We start from the raw sequence: 16,183 nt of genomic DNA on the forward strand, positions 1-16,183 counted from the left end.
AAGGCCTCATCTGGCCTTAAAATACAAAACGCCCGATGAAGTTCACCGGGCGTTTTAAACTGAAATAAGTGTCAACTTACTTCAGGACTAGTCATGAGTTTTACGTTTGCAGCCAGATAGGGAACAATGTTGATTAATATTCCGTTATCTTTATTATGTGAATATAAATAAATTAAAAATTAACAATTTAATTGTTAATTTAATCCTGGTGGCAACAAATGAAGATTGTTGAGCTCGGTGAGTTCAGGGTTGATATACAGGAGCGCCGGCTATATTGCCAGCATGAAGAATTGGCGGCCGAGCCAAAAGTAATAGAAGTGTTGTGCTACTTTATTCAACATGCTGATCGTTTTGTCAGTTTACAGGAGTTACATCAGCAGGTTTGGCAGGGGCGTGTTGTTACCGATACTGCGGTAAGACGTACTGTAAGTAAATTAAGGGCTTTGTTAGGCGACAATGATGCCGAGCAGCCCAAATATATCCGTTCGCAAATGAAGCGGGGTTATCAACTGGTGTGTCCTGCATTTGAATCGCAGACACAGCCGGCCGAAAAAGTAAAACTGCAGCATGAAGTAACGCCAAGTTTGGAAACTCGTGTTTCTGTTAAGCGGGCTGGCTACCGGAGCATCATTGCGTCGGGCATATTGTTGACAGCGTTATTAAGTTTCGGCTGGCTATACTTCCAGCCAGCACAGGGCTTGCAAGCAGATTTACAGCAAGTAATTTTAGATATTCCCGGGCAAAAGGCCAGCCTTGCTGTGTCGGCGGATGGCCGTTATCAGGCTTTTGTTGGCAGGGTTAATAACAGTGATAACTGGCAGTTGTTTTTATATGATACCGCTACTGCTCAACTGACAAAAATTTCAACTCCAGTACCACATGTGCGTTTTGTCGATTTTGTTGCCGACGATACCTTGCTGGCATATGTTGGTTTTCGTGCAGATCACGCCGAGTTCTATTTGCAGCCGTTGTCTAATCTTGCCGCCGCGCCGGAAAAGATCACTATGCCGGATTTGCCAATTTTAGCTGGCCCCCTGGCATTGCCGGACAACCGGTTATTGATTGCCGGTGGCGAAACCTACAACGGTAATATTCACTACTACCAGTACGATTTAACGCAGAAAACAACCCGTCAGTTTAGTTACAGTAGCGCTGTCGGTGTGCAGGATGCATATGCCAGGCTATCACCGGACAAGAGTCAAATAGCCCTAATTCGTGTAAATATTGCCGAGCGTAAGCTGTATCTACAGCTCTACAGGCTGGCAGACAAAGAGCTGGTGTATGAGCGTTTACTCAGTAATGAACTGACAGATACCCGTATAGCCTGGATAAGTAATACTGAGCTGCTGATAAAGCGTAATGATAGCTTTGAGCAACTGCATCTTGCTGATTATAAGCTTAGTGCAGTGAGTAATACCGTCCATAGTGTCAAAGAGCTGGTATTGGATGGCAAGGGGCGATACTTTGCCATTCTCCGCAAAGCGGCAGAACAGCAAATATATAAAACCCGCTGGCCATTTCGTGAGGGATTTAATCAGCATTTACAGCTCGGCCCCCAGGTATTAGCTTTACATTTTAGCCAGGACCCACAGTATTACTGGCTAATAGAACAGCAAGATAAGCAATATCTTTTATCTCGTTATTATCCAGACACTGCGCAGCGTCAATTAGTTATGCAGTCAGAGGCCAGTTTCACTCTGTTGGATCAGGCACCTGCTTCTGCTTTGTTGCTGTTAAAGCGCAATAACCGGCTCGAACTGCTAGATGTTAATAGTGGTATGTCAGCAAATGTATCTATGCGTACACAACAGGTAGATCAGGGGGTATTTGCTGCTGATGGTTCGGCGGTGTATTTTCCTGTATTCAGTGCCGGACAATGGCAAGTTATGCAATACGACCTGGCATCAGCATCACAGCATTTACTACTACAGGACTACCGCTACCTGCAGCCCTATAAAGAGGGATATCTGGGTGCTGATTCTGGCGGCCGCTTGTGGCTGTTAGATAAACAGTTTGAGCAGCAACAGCTACTGTATCAGGGGATTCATTTTGATCTTGATTATAAGTTCATGTTGCGTAAGGAGCAGCTAAATATAGTGCATCGTACGCTGATGTCAGATTGGCAACTGGTAAGCATTGATCTGCAGCAGCATACCAACTGGCAACGCAGCCTGCCTTTTAATGAATTCAGTTTAAATTTTTCATTGGATGCATCTGGTAATGAACTACTGTTTTTTAAACCAAGAGTTGATACAAATCAGCTGGTTAGTGGTGGTTATAACTTTGGTTATAAATCCATTTTGTAAAAGTTACACTTAAATCCCGCCGCGGTTATCGCGTTAAAACACTTTGGCACCCAAGCTTGGCTCGAGTATCCACTCAGTCAAATCTATAAGGACGCCATCATGTTAAAGAAAATCTCTGTTGCAGCTACAGCTTTAATTACCGTGTTCTCTTTATTGGTTTCTGCGCCGCTGCTAGCCGATGACAATACTGGTAAAGACAAAATTGATATTAAACCTTACTGCTGGTTTATCTGCCCGCCAGATAATGCCTCTGAGTAATTAATTCCAGCGGGGGAACCTGATATGAGCCAGATTGAACCTATGGTCAGAGAATTACAGGCGATGACGACTCTGACTGAGCTGCCCGGTTTCTTTTTGCAGATCCAGCAGCAATATCAATATCCTTTCTGTGGTTTGGTGCTTTGGCGTGCGCAGCGAAAAGCTGAATTAATCTGTGCCGGTACTAAGGAAGACTTCAATTTTCTGACCAGCCATAAGCAATTACAAGTATTCTGCCAGCAGCGCTGCACGCCAGCATTAACCAGTGATAGTGGATTAATTGAGGCTTTGCCGGTTGCTGATGAAGCTTTATTAATCCCTATCCGTGGGGTGGGCACCGATGCCGGTGTGTTGATCATCGGTATGCAGTCTGCACAAGTTGAACTGGCTGAGCATATTGCGTGGTATTGGACCATCATTGCGAACTATGTCTATGAAGCTATTTATCGTTTGGCCGAACAGGCTGCAGATACTGATAACTTTGGTTTAACCAGCAGGGAAAAATCCTGTCTGAGCTGGGCAGCTAAAGGAAAGACATCCTGGGAGATCAGCCAAATCCTGTCTATTTCTGAGCGTACAGTTAATTTCCATTTGGGCAATTGTATTGCTAAAACCAACAGTAGTAACCGTCAGCAGGCTATCTGTCGTTGTATCAGTGCTGGCCATATTTATATCTGAGCCTGGGATTAAGGAGAGCAAAATGCTGCAAATTATGCTGCCACAACCCTGTGTATTGCCAACTGAGCTGGTAAGTCTGGAACGATTATGCCAGCTTGTTGAGAACCTGAGTATTGCTGTACGGCCTGAAACTCAGGCTGGTAATGAGTCCTGTTTTGCCGAACAGCCAAATACGTGAGGATAAGATGCAATTTATTTATCAGTCTGAAGCTGCCGAATGCGGAATAGCCTGTATAGCAATGATAGCTGGTTATCACGGCCATCAGCTTGACCTTGGTACCTTGCGTAATCGTTATGCGGTGTCATTAAAAGGCGCTAATCTGCAACATCTTATCCAACTGGGTGATCAACTCGAGCTGGCCGGACGGGCTTTAAGGGTTGATCTGGATGAGCTTGTTCAATTACAACTGCCGTGTATTTTACATTGGAATATGAATCATTTTGTGGTGCTGAAAAAAGTCAGTAAGCGCTATATCGTTATTTTGGATCCTGCGGTGGGTGAGCGCAAAGTCGCTATGCAGGAAGTGTCAGATTGTTTTAGCGGCATTGCTCTGGAGCTGACTCCTACACAAGGCTTTCGCAAACGCGATGAGCGTGTTCAGCTTGGGCTTACAGCATTCTGGAGCCGGATTGAAGGTTTACTACCATCACTGCTGAAAATTTTTGTCCTTTCTCTACTATTACAGTTGTTTGTACTGGCATCGCCTTATTATATCCAACTGGTGGTTGACGATGTGCTGATTAGTGCAGATCAGTCGCTGATGCTGGTACTGGCACTGGGCTTTGGTTTACTGATGTTAGTTAAAGTATTAACTCAGGCATTAAGAAGTTGGGTGATTTTGTACCTGGGCTCGACAATGAATTTGCAGATGGCTACTAATCTGTTCCGGCATCTGGTGCACTTACCGCTAAGTTATTTTGAGAAACGCCATATTGGCGACATCGTATCGCGTTTTAGTTCGCTGAATCAGGTCAGAGAGCTGATGACCAATAGCCTGGTTGAAGGGCTGATTGACGGTATTATGGCCAGCTGTGTGCTGGTTATGATGTATGTTTACAGCCCTAAGTTGGCTACTGTAGTGCTTGGCACCGTATTGCTGTATGGCTTGCTGCGTTGGGGGCTGTACCGGCCAATGCGTAACCGCACCGAAGCCAGTATTATGGCAACAGCGACTGAACAATCTAACTTTATGGAAACCGTACGTGGTATGCAGAGTATTAAGCTGTTTGGTCAGCAGAGCCAGCGGCTGAATATTTGGCAGAACAGATACTCAGACGCAGTTAACCAGAACTTTCTGCTAGGCAGATGGCAAATCTCTTACCAGACAATTAATCAGTTGTTGTTTGGTATTGAGAACACTGTTGTTATCTTTCTTGCTGCGTATGCTGTAATGGATGGCCTATTAAGTGTGGGTATGTTATTTGCGTTTCTCACTTATAAAACCCAGTTTACGGAAAGAATGGCTGCACTTATCGACAAGCTGGTATTACTTTACATGGCACGCCTTCATCTTGAGCGGTTATCAGATATTGCACTGACTGAGAAAGAGCAAGATGACACAGTTGGCCTTTATCGTGAGATTTCCGGTGAAATCACGGTACAACAACTGGCATACCGCTATTCAGCCACTGATCCTCTGTTATTTGACGCTGTTAGTTTTAGTATTCTTGCTGGTGAAAGTGTAGCGATTATAGGTCCTTCTGGTTCAGGTAAAACGACACTGGCTAAATTGATGCTTGGGCTTTTACCTGCCGACAGTGGCAAGATCTTGGTCGATAACACTGATATACGGCATTTAGGGCTCAGACATTATCGGCGTCAGGTAGCCGCCGTGATGCAGCATGACCAGTTGATGTCTGGCACCCTGGCAGAGAATATAGCTTTTTTTGATCCGGAAATGGATCTGGACAGAGTTGTGCAATGTGCCACCCTGGCAGGTATCCATCATGACATTGTTGCTATGCCGATGGGCTACAATGCTTTAATTGGAGATATGGGAAGTTCATTGTCGGGCGGTCAGCGCCAACGCTTACACCTGGCCAGAGCTTTGTATAAAAAACCCAGAATTCTGTTTTTGGATGAAGCAACCAGCAGTTTGGATATTCAGTTGGAGAATCATGTGAATGAATCAGTTAAGACACTGAATATTACCCGGATTATCATCGCACACCGGCCAGAGACAATAGAAAGCGCAGATCGGGTGCTGCTGTTGTGTGACGGTAAGATCGTTGAGGTAACCGAGCAGTATCGTCAGGACAGATTGAAAAAGATCGCTTGAATAATTTTATATTTTCTTTTACTACGGGCTATATGCCCGTTTTTTTATTTAAAAAATATATAAAAAACTGTTAAATCTGACAGGTGTTTTATTTTTAGTAAAGAACTACTATTTATTTGTTGGTGGGCAATAGAGCTAAATACTAACAAATGATAAATTGAATAATCTGCTGTTGTCTTGATTTGGAATGACTAAGAATTATTCTTATGGTTAATTAATATTTGAGGAAATTAAGATGAAAAAACAAGCATTGAACAAAGACAAAGTACTTAACCTGCAACAACTGGCTCAGGTTTCTGGTGGCCGGGCACAGGATCAAGCTGCTCCTATGGATTGGAGCACAATGAGCCGTGGCTGTAACACCATAGGCAAGGATGAGTGGAGCACTATGAGCGACGGTTGTGTGCGCGATGGTGTAATTGCACAATAATACCAACCTATCATATTTTATTGAAAAACGGACTTTTAGTCCGTTTTTTTATTTAAAATAAAAGTAACCCTGTAATAAATGACAGTTTAATAAATATCTTTTGCTTTTATAATGGTTGTTAAATTGTTTTTGTTTGAGGTGTTTATGCGTGACTTAAATGCACATCCAGATTTCTATATTCCATTTGAATGGAGAAAACCTAATTCGGAATATTTTGAATTTGTCAGCAATATTATTCCCCTGACATGGCGTTTAAAGCAGGATTACTTTTGGACCTATGCTATATCACCTGTAACCACGGCAGAAAAACCAGTACAAGGGTGGAAAATTCATATTTCCAGTCGTTGGGGTAATGAATACAGCACACTGGAAAAAGTGGTGCCGCTATGTATTGCGCATCAGGTAGAATTTAAATTTGCCAGTGATGGCAGAATCCTGAAAACTCTGCTGGGAAAAAATTGTACCCGCTCGGCTTCCGGTAAATTTATTACCATTTACCCTGCCAATAAGGCCAGTTTTAACAACCTGATAGAAGCGTTGTATCAGGTGCTTAAAGATGAAGAAGGCCCTTATATCTTGTCAGACCGGCCGTATAAAGATGCCAGTGTGCTGTTTTATCGTTACGGTGGTTTTAAAGGGTTTGAGCAAAAAGATAATTTTAATCGTACTACGGCCTGCATTATAGATAATGCATTTTGCTATATCGAAGATAAACGTGATGCCTGCTTTGTCTTGCCTGATTTTGTATCAGATGACTTCATTTCGACAACTGAGGTTTTAACCGACAGTCGCGAGGCCGATAACGAGCCTGCTGTGGCAGAAAACATATTTAATGGCCGTTATGACATGAAATCAGTGATTAAGTTTTCCAACGCTGGTGGGGTGTATTTTGCCGAAGATATTCACAGTGGCGAAGAAGTGATTATTAAAGAAGCTCGTCCCTATGTTGGTGTTGACTCCGGGGTTGATTGCATTGTCAGACTGGAAAAAGAATACCGGATACTTAGCAAACTTAACGGTCTGGATATAGCACCCAAGGCGTATGCTTATTTTCGTGAATGGCAGCATGTATATCTGGCGCAGGAGATTGTCGCAGGCCAAACATTGCGCAGCTATCAGGTACAGCAAAGCAAGATTGTGCATGCGCAGGCTACAGATGCTGAATTACAGGACTGGGTTCGCAATACGATAACCATTGCAATTAACTGTATAAAAGCATTGCAACTGTTGCATTCAAAACAGGTAATTTTTGGTGATTTATCACTGAATAATATTATGGTTGACCCCGAAACACTGGCTATAAAGCTGATTGATTTTGAAGGGGCCTGCGAACCGGGTGTTGATAAAGACGTTAACTTCTATACACCGGGCTTTGCCAAAGCTGAGCGTTTGGCACGTGATTGTGTTGATTACTGCGATGATTACCATGCTCTGGGCTATGTATTGGTAGCAATGGTTATGCCCAGTAGCACTATGTTAAACCTGAAAGCAGATTATGCTGATGTATTTTTCCGCGAACTGCAGCTGGACTTTGGCCTGCCGGCAGCTTATTTAGAATGCATAAATTATTTGTTGCATGATCCTGCCCCTGAATTGGCAAATTGCATTGTTATGTTGCAGGCACTAGATGTTAGCCAGGTGCATGGCCTGATACTGAATACGAATATTGACTCATGCCAGTTGCAACATGATTCCAGACAACTGATCGACGGTGTTCTTCGTTACAACACGCATCATCTGCAACTAGAGCGCCATGAACGGGTGCTGCCGTTTGGGCCGGAGTTTCAGCAGGCGATAGCAGTTGATCACGGTGTGGCTGGAGTTGCTTATGCCTGGTTCCGGCTGGCAGGGCAAATTCCGCCGGAATTGCAGGGCTGGCTTGAACGCAAAGCAGCACTTTGTGGTGATGCCTTGCCTGGTTTGTTAAACGGTACAGCTGGTTTTGCCTGGGTACTGCAGGAGCTGGGTTCTGATACATTGGCCAGCCGAGTTTTACAGCAAACTGAAATGAACCGTCAGCTTTATAGCAATATGTCGCTGGGCTATGGCGCTGCAGGTTATGGTTATGCGCTGTTACACCGGTGGCAGAAAACCGGGCAGGCTGATGATTTAGCCAGAGCAAAGAAAATTGCAGCAGTACTGTTGTTGCAAGCAGTAGAGCGGGAAGGCGCCCTGTACTGGGAGGATGGAGAGCAACCGGCAGGTGTGGGTGTTGGCTTGTGGGAAGGCGGTAGCGGTATAGCGCTGTTTTTACTGTATCTGTATTGCGCTACCCAGGATACACAATATCTTAATGCCGGCCAGAAAGCTTTGCAGGCTGATTTGACATTTGGCAAAGACACCAATGGTTCTTTTGGTTTTCCGAAACGCAGCAATATTTCCATCTTGTATCCCTATCTTGGATACGGTACTGCCGGTGTTGCCAGTGTTGTATTGCGTTATTACGCAGTGACCGCCGATAGTCAGTATCTGGATTTTATTCATGCTGTTAAATCTTCAGTAGCGTCAAAGTACACCATTAATTCCGGTTTGTTCAGTGGTGTGTCAGGATTAGGTAATTATTTGCTGGATGTTTATGACTTCCTTCAAGATCAAAGTTATTACCATCTGGCATGCCAGGCTGCTGCTGCCTTAAAAACGTTCGTTGTGCAGCGGGAAGAAGGTATTTGTTTTCCGGCGAATAACCGTACCAAAGTGAATACTGATTATGCCGATGGCTCGGCTGGTACGGCGTTATTTCTGCAGCGTTTGGCCCAGGGCGGGGAAAACTTCAACTTTATGTCTGATCAACTGATTTGGGATTACCTGGCCCAACATAGCCTTGCAAAAACCAAATCTTATGCCAAAGCGAGTCAGGTGGCTGTAAGGCAAGCTGTCAGATCTGACAGCTTCGCGTAACAGCTGACTTTATTACACTTAATGGCCGGGCTGGAGTGGGGAAGATCATGAGTTCCGATAGTTTATTCAGGGCTGAAGCCCTGAAACATCAGGGCGTAAAACTTGATGGCAGTGTAGTAATAGCCCAACCGCTGAAAGTGTCAGTACTGGTTAGTATTTTGGTGGTTGTGGTGATGGTAGTAGTGCTATTTCTTAGCCAGGCATCATTTAACCGCAAGGAAACAGTAGTTGGGTATTTAAAACCTGATCTGGGGCTGGCCCGGGTGGCACCGCAACGCTCCGGTACTCTCGTTGAATTATTTGTTGCTGATGGTGACAGTGTCAGGGCTGGCCAAAAACTGGCACTAATTTCATCAGAAGAGTATCTGGCACACGGGAGTAACTTAAGTGGCCAGCTTTTGTTGTCACTTGAGCAACAACAGCAAACTTTGCAGCTTAGGCTGGATGAATACCAGCTATTGTATATCCAGCAACATCAAGCTTTGCAGGATCGTGTTGATAATCTGCTGTCGCAACTAACCGAAATCCGTTCACAACAACAACTGATGCAACAGCGGGAGCGGTTAAATAAACAGCGGTTAGTCGATATTGAAACTTTGCACCGTGAAGGACATATTTCTGCTACAGAGCTTAATAATCAGCGTGAACTATTACTCAGTATGCAGCAGCAGCGCGCGGAGTTATTAGTTAACTATCAACAGCAGCAGGGGCAGCTAATTCAGCTTAAGTCACAGCTGGCCGCACTACCGCGCGAGCATGAACAACAAAAAGCGCAGCTGGCTAGCGAACTGGCGCGGTTATCCCAACAGCATTCAGAACTGTCAGCCCGCAGTGAAATATTAATCACAGCGCCGGTTGCCGGGCGGATCACCAATTTAGTGGCGCAGGCGGGTAGTATGGCGCAGGCGGGTAAATCAATACTGACTATTTTACCGGAAAACAGCAACCTGTATGCCGTGTTACTGGTGCCAACCCGTGCTTTTGGTTTTATTCAACCCGGACAGGAAGCCCGTTTACGTTATGATGCTTTTCCCTACCAGCGTTTTGGCTTATATCGCGGTGAAGTAATTCAGCAGTCAAAAGCTATTTTATTACCCACAGAAGTAGACATGCCGGTATCGCTTACCGAGCCGGTATACCAGGTTAATGTACAACTGGATCAGCAACAAATAGCAGCTTATGGCGAACAGGTGCCGTTGCAGGCCGGTATGTTACTCAGCGCAGACATTGTGCTGGAACAGCGCAGCCTGCTCAGTTGGCTGTTTGAACCTCTGTTAAGTTTACGTGGCAGGTTATAGGGAGCAACGTATGCGTCGGTTATTGATAATCGGGCTGTTTTTGTCTGCTGTAGCTGTGGCTGCACTATACCCTTATACCATTTATATCAGCGTGGCAGAGTCACAGCAGGCGGGCATACAGGGTGAACAACCATTGCTGCATTTCTGGGCGGATAAAAAGCATGCTAACTGGTTTCATGTTGGCAGTTTGTACCTGCTGCAACATGATACCTATCAGATCAGTGGCAGATTGTCTTCCATTACCCATGCAACAGCGCGGCCAGATGAAATCAAACTGGGGTTTTATCTTGAAACAGCAGAATTGCCAATGGTGACTGAACAACAGATATTCAGCATAAGTGAAAAACACCCAGCACAATAGCAACCCCGGATATGGCTCAACTGTCTCAGTTTATAGCGGGCGGATTATATATAAACAGTAAACTCGCTGAGCTATACCCGGATATTCAGCAAAACTTCACCCTGCCCCTGTAATCTCAGGCGTTATCTATTAGAATAACCACACTATCGATGATAAGCATGATTACAGGGATTCTTTTATGGCATTAAATGTAGTGATTCTGGCGGCCGGTAAAGGCACAAGGATGAAATCTGATTTACCCAAGGTACTGCATAAAGTGGCCGAGCGGCCAATGGTGCAACATGTGATTGATACCGCCCGCGCGTTAGGCGCAGCAAAACCGCAATTGGTTTACGGCTATGGTGCTGACGCATTACAAACTGCGATGGGCGATCAACCACTGCACTGGGTGTTACAAGCCGAGCAGTTAGGCACCGGCCATGCAGTAGCGCAGGCTATACCGAATATCGCCGATGATGATACTGTACTGGTGCTGTATGGTGATGTACCTCTTACCCGTTTAGAAACCCTGCAGCAACTGTTAACGGCTAAACCGGTTAATGGCCTGGCCATTTTAACAGTGAATTTAGCCAACCCCACCGGCTATGGCCGTATAGTCCGGCAAAACGGTAAGGTAACCGGCATTGTCGAGCAAAAAGATGCTACACCAGAGCAGCTAAAAATTACCGAAGTGAACAGCGGCATTATGGCCCTGCCGGGCAAGCAGTTAAAAAGCTGGCTGGGCCGGTTATCTAACAGCAATGCGCAGGGCGAGTATTATTTAACTGACGTTATTGCCATGGCGCATAGCGAAGGTGTGGAGATTGCCACTGCCCAGCCGCAAAACCCGATGGAAGTAGAAGGCGCCAATAATCGTGTGCAACTGGCTGCGTTAGAGCGGGCTTATCAGCAGCGTAAAGCGGAAGAATTAATGCTGGCTGGTGCTAACCTGCGCGACCCGGCGCGGATAGATGTACGCGGCAGCGTTGAGGTAGGCAATGATGTGATGATCGACATCAATGTTATCTTTGAAGGCAAGGTCGTGCTGGGCAAAGGCGTTACAATCGGCGCGAACTGTATTTTAAAAGACTGCGTTATCGGTGATAACACTGAGATTAAACCGAATTCGATGATTGAAAAAGCCAGCGTAGGCGCCGATTGCTCGGTAGGCCCTTTTGCCCGCCTGCGGCCGGACAGCGTGATGCTGGACGATAGCCATGTCGGTAACTTTGTTGAAATGAAAAAAACCACCCTGGGTAAAGGCTCTAAAGCTAACCATTTAACCTACCTGGGTGATGCTGTAATTGGCGCCAAGGTAAACGTGGGTGCCGGTACCATTACCTGCAACTATGATGGTGTAAATAAGTTTGTTACTACTATTAAAGACGGTGCTTTTATCGGTTCGAACAGCGCTTTAGTGGCGCCGGTAACCGTCGGCGTTAATGCCACAGTGGGTGCAGGCTCGGTGCTAACCCGCGATGCGGCCGATGGTGAGCTGGTAGTCGCACGTGCCAAACAGCGGCATATTAGCGATTGGCAGCGGCCGGTAAAAATTAAAAAGTAAGTTAATAAAACAGCCCGCAATTGCGGGCTGTTTTATTATTATATTGTCCTGACGAGTATCTCCGGTTGCAACTCCCGCTTTGGCTCGCCACAGCAACTCACCCTTTTGCCTACGGCAGGGCTCAGACACTCTGTGACGCCCAAATCGGGATTCCAACCTACGTCATCTTCTGCAGCTAATCTGCTTTATCGACCAGAACCGCAATTGCACCATCGCCGGTAACATTACAAGCCGTACCAAAGCTATCCTGTGCCATATAAAGTGCGATCATCAGTGCAATGGCGCCTTCACCAAAGCCCAGCATGCTTCCAAGTAAGCCAACGGCTGACATTACCGCGCCGCCGGGTACGCCCGGCGCAGCCAGCATTACTACGCCTAAGGTTAAAATAAACGGCAGCATGGTAAACAGCGACGGTATTTCCAGGTTACTTTTCATCATAATTACCGCCACAGCACAGCTTACGATGGTAATGGTAGAGCCGGATAAATGCACAGTAGCACACAATGGTACGGTAAAGTTGGCGACATCTTCTTTTACGCCGTTGTTTTTGGTGGCTTGCAGCGCTACCGGAATCGTTGCCGCGCTCGACATGGTACCCAACGCAGTAAAATACGCTGGCAGCATATTTTTAATTAAGCCAAGCGGTGATTTACCAGCTTTGATACCTGCAATTACAAACAGTGAGCAAATCCAGACCCAATGCAGCACTATAGCCAGCACCAGCACTATGCCGAAGGTTTGCAGCGTAACAAACACCGTACCAGCGGCAGCCATTTGGGCAAATACGCCAGCGATATACAGCGGTAAAAACGGAATAATAATTTTGGTCAGTAGTAGCTGAATAATATCGCGGCCCTGATCAGATAACTGTTTTAGCGAGGTAGCCTGAGTACTGGCAATGCCCAGGCCAAAAATAAACGCCAGTGCTAATGCGCTCATTACACTCATTACCGGTGGAATGTTCATTTCGATATAAGGCGTTAAATTTATCCCTTCAGTGCTGGCTAAGTCAGCTGTTGCCGGTGCCAGCATCGGAATAACCAGTGTAGCCACCAGAAATGCCAGGGTACCTGCCGCAATAGTAGACAGATAAGCAATACCTAAAGTGCGGCCAAGTAATTTACCGGAATTTCGTGGTAAGGCGGCAATACCGCTGGTAATAAAAAACAGGATCAGTAGCGGCACAGTAAAAAATAATAATTGGCCAAACAAGGCTTTAAAGGTGATTAAAATTTGCGTAAGCCAATGCGGTGCATAAAGCCCCATCATTATACCCAGCAAAATACCGGCAATTAATTTTAGTATCAGTAACATACATTATTCTCGTTCTTATAAATGCTTGGCAGTAGCCTACAGGCAACCGTGTACAGAGAGTGTCGCGCAGAGCATACCATAAGTTGTTTATACAAACTGCGCTTTGCTGGTCGGCTGTGTTTCACGTGGAGCAAATTATATTCAGGTAAAAGTCAGTCACTAAGTACTATTTTATTGCCGTGTTAAACTAAGCTCAATTCAGACCGGATAATAAATAAGGAAAGGGAAATATGCGCAAGATAGTGCTGTTAATCATAATGACATTAGTGGCCGCGTGTAGCCAGTTACAGCAAATGTCGGCATATAACGTTACTGAAACAGATTTAGAGCAGTTGCTGCGTGAGCAAATACCCAAATTAACCCGCCAGGCCAATGTAGCAGGCATTCCGCTAAAAATGCAGGTAGAAAACATGCAGGTGGAAATAGGCCCGGACAACTCTGAAGTGGTGCGTGTTAATACTGCTGCCACAGCCGCGCTGTCACTGTTTGGCTTAAGTTATCCTGCCAATATGCAGCTACAGGTGGAAGGCGTGCCTTATTATGATGGCACAGAGAAAGCAGTATATCTGCGCTCAGTTAAGCTACTGGGCTCACAGATTGAAGCTGCCGGTTATCGCGGTAATCTGGCACCGGTCACTAATGAGTTACTGCAACTGGTTAACAGCTATCTGGCTGCAAACCCGGTTTACAAGCTGGATACCTCTAACCCTACCGTTAAAATACTTACTGCTGTGCCGGTAAATATGGCCGTGCAAAGTGGCCGCATCAGTTTTACACCGGGTAAAAACTAATACAAGTCGCGCCGGTAGCGGCCTTGTTGTATAAGCTGCGCTAATCCGGCCTCGCCAATGGCCTGTAATAATACGTCGTGCACGGCTTCACCCATGCCGTGCAGGCTGCCACAAACATAAATAGCAGCGCCCTGCGCCAACCACTGTAGTAACTGTTGCTGCTGCTCTGCCAGCACATGCTGCACATAGCTCTTTTCGGCTTGGTCCTGCGAAAATGCCAGGCTGCAATGGCTGATAAAGCCATGTTGCTGCCATTGCTGAATATCACGGGCGAAGAAAAAGTCGTTTTGTTGCATACGCTCACCAAACAATAGCCAGTTTTGCCGCTGACCCAGGGCAACGCGCTGGGCCAGTAAAGCCCGAATACCGGCAATACCGGTGCCATTAGCTATAAAAATAACTGGCGTATCACTGCTGTGGGCCGGTAAATGAAACTGGCTATGGCTACGCAGGCGAATTTGCACTGGTTGCTGTTCCATTGCCCAGGCAGTTAGCCAGCCAGAGCCTATACCTAAAGCCCCGCCATTATATTGCACCTGGCGCACCAGTAATGTTATCGGACCCTCGCCGGGTATCGAAGCAACAGAATAACTACGCAGAGGCAGTTTGGGTTGGGTTGCCAGCCATTGCGGTAACGTTTCGCCGTTGGCCGGTGGTTGAACTTTATCCAGCTGCAGCTCGGCCAATGCCCAGCATAGCGGAATATGCCGTCCCTGATAATGAACGGCCTGGCAGCCATTGATCTGGTGGCGTGTTAGCCACAGCGCTACGTTGCATTTGCTGTTTTCCGGTTGAATGTCAACAATATCGCCGGCTTGCCAGTGTGTGCCTGCCGGAGGTTGTAATTTAACAATATAGCAAGGTAAGCCCGTGCTGGCGGGGTTGGCAATATAGCGGCTGCTAAGGCTGGCCTGTAGCCAGCTGGCGCTATTGTCTATTACTTGTGTTTGTTGTGCTGTTAACGATGCTGTAAAGCCGGTAAGCAGCTGCTGCCACTGTGTTAATGCCGCGCTTTGCCGCTCTGAACTGTCCAGCTCAAGCAATGGTTGCAACGCTTGAGCTTCGCGGCTGTGCAGCCATTGCTGCAACCAGTGACCAAAGGCACAAAATTGCTGGTAGCTGCGATCGCCCAGCGCCAATACGGCAAACTGCAATTGACTGAGCGAGCTTTGCCACTGCTGCGCCAGCTGATAAAACTGGCTGGCATTGTCTGGCGCTTCGCCTTCACCATAGGTGCTTACTACAAAAAGTGCTTTTTGATACTGGTTAAGTTGCTGCTGGGTAAGTTGGTTCAGCTCTGCCAGTGCAACACTAAAGCCTGCCTGCTGTAACTGTTTGGCACTGCTTTGTGCCAGTTGCTGCGCCATACCAGACTGGCTGGCATAACCCACCAGCCAGTGTTGCCCGCCGGTAGCAGAGGCTGGGGGCTGCTTTTTTACTGCCCAACAAAGCCTTAGTAGCAAACCCATAATGCTTAGCTGGGTGCTTAGCCACAACCACTGCGCCTGGGGCTGAGCAAAAGGTGCCAGCGGCAGGTAAAACCACCATAGCAGCGTAAGAATTAACGCCAGCAGCAAGTGCTGTTCCAGCCAGGCAGACGCTGGTAGTTCTTTAACTGCAGCAGAGTATGGCTTAAGCCGGAAACTGGCAATAAGGGCTGCTAGGTTAAACAGGTAAAGTAATATCAGGCTATCCGGCTGCATAGTACCGGCAGAATAAAGGTGATACAGCGGCAACAGCAGCAATACTACTAAATTCAACCACTCCAGCTTAGTTTGCCAGCGCTGTAACATAAAGCCTCAAAAGAAAAACAGGGGTGGCAAAACCCACCCCTTAACGTGCAAGACAAGTAAAACAACGACCAGAGAAGCCCATCCGGGGCCCGGAACTACCTTCATCCCTGAACGCTGCAAACTATAATACGATTAATTCTCAAATGCAAATAGTTCTCATTATATGATTGAATGCAAATAATTACAGCAACGTTTTGCTTGCAAAAGCAGCAATAGCCAGTAAAATATCTTTC

Annotated in this window: 13 protein-coding genes; 11 read left to right on the top strand and 2 right to left on the bottom strand. The window is 46.2% G+C overall.

Annotated elements, in window-relative coordinates; all coding sequences use genetic code 11:
• Window positions 1–218 precede the first annotated feature (218 nt).
• The 10 genes from M2404_RS19465 to glmU all read left to right on the top strand — a co-directional run bounded on the left by M2404_RS19465 (window position 219) and on the right by glmU (window position 12,051).
• Window positions 219–2,306: a winged helix-turn-helix domain-containing protein gene (locus tag M2404_RS19465; RefSeq protein ID WP_259241594.1), complete on the top strand. Its 2,088-nt coding sequence runs from the start codon at window positions 219–221 to the stop codon at window positions 2,304–2,306.
• 99 nt (window positions 2,307–2,405) lie between these two features.
• Window positions 2,406–2,564 carry a hypothetical protein gene (locus tag M2404_RS19470; protein ID WP_259241596.1) on the top strand — a complete coding sequence of 53 codons (159 nt, stop codon included), beginning with the start codon at window positions 2,406–2,408 and terminating at the stop codon, window positions 2,562–2,564.
• Between the two features lie 24 nt (window positions 2,565–2,588).
• Window positions 2,589–3,242: a helix-turn-helix transcriptional regulator gene (locus tag M2404_RS20305; protein ID WP_310503117.1), complete on the top strand. Its 654-nt coding sequence runs from the start codon at window positions 2,589–2,591 to the stop codon at window positions 3,240–3,242.
• A gap of 22 nt (window positions 3,243–3,264) precedes the next feature.
• Window positions 3,265–3,420: a hypothetical protein gene (locus tag M2404_RS19480; RefSeq protein ID WP_259241599.1), complete on the top strand. Its 156-nt coding sequence runs from the start codon at window positions 3,265–3,267 to the stop codon at window positions 3,418–3,420.
• Window positions 3,421–3,427: 7 nt separating this feature from the next.
• On the top strand, window positions 3,428–5,521 hold the full coding sequence (locus M2404_RS19485; RefSeq protein WP_259241600.1) for a peptidase domain-containing ABC transporter: 2,094 nt from the start codon (window positions 3,428–3,430) through the stop codon (window positions 5,519–5,521).
• Window positions 5,522–5,756: 235 nt separating this feature from the next.
• Window positions 5,757–5,951 (top strand): hypothetical protein, encoded by a 195-nt coding sequence (locus M2404_RS19490; protein WP_259241602.1) that lies wholly within the window; start codon window positions 5,757–5,759, stop codon window positions 5,949–5,951.
• 144 nt (window positions 5,952–6,095) lie between these two features.
• A complete protein-coding gene (gene lanKC / locus M2404_RS19495) occupies window positions 6,096–8,849 on the top strand; it encodes a class III lanthionine synthetase LanKC (RefSeq protein ID WP_259241604.1) in 2,754 nt (917 codons plus the stop codon).
• Between the two features lie 47 nt (window positions 8,850–8,896).
• Complete coding sequence (locus tag M2404_RS19500; RefSeq protein WP_259241606.1) at window positions 8,897–10,147, top strand: HlyD family secretion protein; 1,251 nt, start codon at window positions 8,897–8,899, stop codon at window positions 10,145–10,147.
• A gap of 10 nt (window positions 10,148–10,157) precedes the next feature.
• Window positions 10,158–10,508 carry a hypothetical protein gene (locus M2404_RS19505; RefSeq protein WP_259241609.1) on the top strand — a complete coding sequence of 117 codons (351 nt, stop codon included), beginning with the start codon at window positions 10,158–10,160 and terminating at the stop codon, window positions 10,506–10,508.
• 178 nt (window positions 10,509–10,686) lie between these two features.
• Window positions 10,687–12,051, top strand: coding sequence for a bifunctional UDP-N-acetylglucosamine diphosphorylase/glucosamine-1-phosphate N-acetyltransferase GlmU (gene glmU, locus M2404_RS19510; RefSeq protein ID WP_259241611.1), 1,365 nt, complete (start codon window positions 10,687–10,689; stop codon window positions 12,049–12,051).
• A gap of 175 nt (window positions 12,052–12,226) precedes the next feature.
• On the opposite strand, the gene M2404_RS19515 is transcribed toward glmU, so the two are convergent.
• A complete protein-coding gene (locus tag M2404_RS19515) occupies window positions 12,227–13,366 on the bottom strand; it encodes a dicarboxylate/amino acid:cation symporter (protein WP_259241613.1) in 1,140 nt (379 codons plus the stop codon).
• Window positions 13,367–13,596: 230 nt separating this feature from the next.
• Here M2404_RS19515 and M2404_RS19520 point away from each other — a divergent pair, with 230 nt between their 5' ends.
• The gene (locus M2404_RS19520; RefSeq protein ID WP_259241615.1) at window positions 13,597–14,157 is read left to right on the top strand and encodes a YceB family lipoprotein; all 561 of its coding nucleotides are present in this window, start codon (window positions 13,597–13,599) and stop codon (window positions 14,155–14,157) included.
• On the opposite strand, the gene M2404_RS19525 is transcribed toward M2404_RS19520, so the two are convergent.
• On the bottom strand, window positions 14,154–15,950 hold the full coding sequence (locus M2404_RS19525) for a sulfite reductase flavoprotein subunit alpha (protein WP_259241617.1): 1,797 nt from the start codon (window positions 15,948–15,950) through the stop codon (window positions 14,154–14,156). The two genes, M2404_RS19520 and M2404_RS19525, sit on opposite strands and share 4 nt — an antisense overlap.
• Between the last annotated feature and the right edge of the window lie 233 nt (window positions 15,951–16,183).

The sequence above is a fragment of the Rheinheimera pacifica genome, from assembly GCF_024809855.1.
Classification (GTDB): Bacteria; Pseudomonadota; Gammaproteobacteria; order Enterobacterales; family Alteromonadaceae; genus Alishewanella; species Alishewanella pacifica_A.

What these genes read in the sequence shown, in the direction of transcription:
- M2404_RS19485 (WP_259241600.1), top strand. Translation starts at nt 3,428, where the DNA reads ATGCAATTTATTTATCAGTCTGAAGCTGCCGAATGCGGAATAGCCTGT.
- M2404_RS19520 (WP_259241615.1), top strand. Translation starts at nt 13,597, where the DNA reads ATGCGCAAGATAGTGCTGTTAATCATAATGACATTAGTGGCCGCGTGT.
- M2404_RS19505 (WP_259241609.1), top strand. Translation starts at nt 10,158, where the DNA reads ATGCGTCGGTTATTGATAATCGGGCTGTTTTTGTCTGCTGTAGCTGTG.
- M2404_RS19490 (WP_259241602.1), top strand. Translation starts at nt 5,757, where the DNA reads ATGAAAAAACAAGCATTGAACAAAGACAAAGTACTTAACCTGCAACAA.
- M2404_RS19480 (WP_259241599.1), top strand. Translation starts at nt 3,265, where the DNA reads ATGCTGCAAATTATGCTGCCACAACCCTGTGTATTGCCAACTGAGCTG.
- lanKC (WP_259241604.1), top strand. Translation starts at nt 6,096, where the DNA reads ATGCGTGACTTAAATGCACATCCAGATTTCTATATTCCATTTGAATGG.
- M2404_RS19515 (WP_259241613.1), bottom strand. Translation starts at nt 13,366, where the DNA reads ATGTTACTGATACTAAAATTAATTGCCGGTATTTTGCTGGGTATAATG.
- M2404_RS20305 (WP_310503117.1), top strand. Translation starts at nt 2,589, where the DNA reads ATGAGCCAGATTGAACCTATGGTCAGAGAATTACAGGCGATGACGACT.
- M2404_RS19525 (WP_259241617.1), bottom strand. Translation starts at nt 15,950, where the DNA reads ATGTTACAGCGCTGGCAAACTAAGCTGGAGTGGTTGAATTTAGTAGTA.
- glmU (WP_259241611.1), top strand. Translation starts at nt 10,687, where the DNA reads ATGGCATTAAATGTAGTGATTCTGGCGGCCGGTAAAGGCACAAGGATG.
- M2404_RS19500 (WP_259241606.1), top strand. Translation starts at nt 8,897, where the DNA reads ATGAGTTCCGATAGTTTATTCAGGGCTGAAGCCCTGAAACATCAGGGC.
- M2404_RS19465 (WP_259241594.1), top strand. Translation starts at nt 219, where the DNA reads ATGAAGATTGTTGAGCTCGGTGAGTTCAGGGTTGATATACAGGAGCGC.
- M2404_RS19470 (WP_259241596.1), top strand. Translation starts at nt 2,406, where the DNA reads ATGTTAAAGAAAATCTCTGTTGCAGCTACAGCTTTAATTACCGTGTTC.